Source organism: Pontibacter sp. BAB1700 (assembly GCF_000277005.1).
Lineage (GTDB): Bacteria > Bacteroidota > Bacteroidia > Cytophagales > Hymenobacteraceae > Pontibacter > Pontibacter lucknowensis.
The window spans coordinates 1-1909 of the sequence record NZ_AKIS01000239.1 but is presented as its reverse complement, the minus strand read 5'-3'; the positions used below and the strand labels follow the sequence as shown (position 1 = coordinate 1909).

Below are 1909 nucleotides of genomic sequence, written 5' to 3'. Positions count from 1 at the left end.
TTATATTGATAGTTACCTTTGTCTAAAAACTTTCTTTTATTATGTCTTCATCAGTGTTGTTCTTTGTTACACTATAAACCGATTTAACCCTTAAAATCATGGCAACTATCATCATCACTATCATTCTGAACCTGTTGTTGGGCACTCCTACTGAAACTACTAAGGAAACAACAACTACTACAAACACAACTACAACAACTAATACAAATAAAACTGACGACGCCATGAAGGCAATGGGCGGCTCAGGAACTTGGACTAATATTGAGAAATAGTAAATACTGCAGCACTTGGGAATTGCTGTATTTTCCCTATCTTGCCTCTACCCGGTTTTAGCTAAAGGGAGTCAAGATAAAATGAGGAAAACTCAAGCATTCCTACTAAGCTTATTATTACTACTAAATTTTTGCGGTCAGCCAGCACGGCAGCCTGATGAAGTGCGTCTGCGCCTGGCTATAGATCCAGGAAACATAACCCCTATTAACTACAACTCACAGGAGGCCTTGCAGATAATCAATCTGCTTTACCAAAGCCTGCTGACTGTAGATCTTGAAGACAACACACTGAAGCCGGGTCTTGCCTCCGCTTTTCCGGAAGTGGAGCGCAAAGACTCGCTTACTTTTTTCCATTACCAGCTGCGTCCCGAGGCCGAATGGTCTGACGGAAGCCCCGTTACAGCGCAGGATGTGGCCTTCACCCTGAAGGTGCTGAAAGCTCCTTTTATACGGAATGAGAGTATTCGCTCACAGGTTGAGTTTATACAAGACATCCAATTAGACGCTTCCGATCCCAAAAAATTCACACTGGTCTGCCAGGGTTTTACACCTGAAATGCAACTCCTGACCGGTGACTTCTTCATTTTGCCAGCTTATCTACTTGATCCCCAGGGCAGTCTTTCAGCTATACCTTTCACTGCATTGTCACAGGCTGACAGCACCCAGTATAACACAGCTCATACACGGGCTGTGGCGGCGCGATGCAACAAGCTGGGCTCACCAGATAGTAAAGACATATTACAGGGAAGTGCCGGCTATAGACTTGCTGAGTGGGCTACAGGGCAGCACGTTGTGCTGAAACGCAAAGACAATTGGTGGGGAAAGAACACAGGCCATGCCGCCAGTTACCTCAACGCCAATCCTGAGCAGATTAATTTTCAGATTATACCTGACAATACCACGGCCCTGCTGGCGCTCAAAAATGCGCAACTCGATGTGCTGGACAATATCCCTGTCAATGAATTTGAACAGCTACAGCAGGATGGCAACTTCCTGAAAAACTATGAGCTGCATACCCCGCAAGGCTATGACCTGATCTATGCTGCGATTAACACGCGCAAGGCCAGGTTCCGCGACAAACGAACCCGGCAGGCCATTGCACACCTGATGGATGTGAACGGCATGATTCGGGTTAGCCAGCAGTCCTACGCTACGCCGACAGTAGGTCCTATACCTCCTGACCGCAAAGACTTTTACCATCCACAGCTACAGCCACGCCCGTACAGCCCTGAGCAGGCAGTTACGCTACTAAAAGCTGCTGGCTGGATTCAGGAGCAAAATGGCTGGTACAGAAATCTGAATGGCCAGCGGGAAGATTTGCGTATTGAGCTGCTCTACAGAGCCGGCAACACCATGTACGAGCAAATGGCACTTGTCTTTCAGCAACACGCAGCCAAAGCAGGTATACCTGTCAGTTTGCAGCCACTGGAGGGAAATGTTTACAACCAGAAGATAGAGCAACTGGACTATGACATGCATTTCAGAGGGATTTCAGGCAATCCTTTCGTATTCAATTTCAAGCCCTTTTCCACACAAGCTTTGCCGGCCCGGGCGGGTTCAACACCACCGGCTTTGGCACGCCTGAGAGCGATCAGCTGCTGAACCAGATCAATGAAACTGAAAGCGAGACTGACAAA

At 47.6% G+C, this 1909-nt stretch carries 2 protein-coding genes; both read left to right on the top strand.

Features of this window, described 5'->3' with window-relative positions; genetic code table 11:
* Nucleotides 1-98: 98 nt before the first annotated feature.
* Nucleotides 99-272 (top strand): hypothetical protein, encoded by a 174-nt coding sequence (locus O71_RS24165; RefSeq protein WP_155801052.1) that lies wholly within the window; start codon nt 99-101, stop codon nt 270-272.
* Nucleotides 273-500: 228 nt separating this feature from the next.
* Nucleotides 501-1874: an ABC transporter substrate-binding protein gene (locus O71_RS20785; protein WP_192811721.1), complete on the top strand. Its 1374-nt coding sequence runs from the start codon at nt 501-503 to the stop codon at nt 1872-1874.
* Nucleotides 1875-1909: the final 35 nt, after the last annotated feature.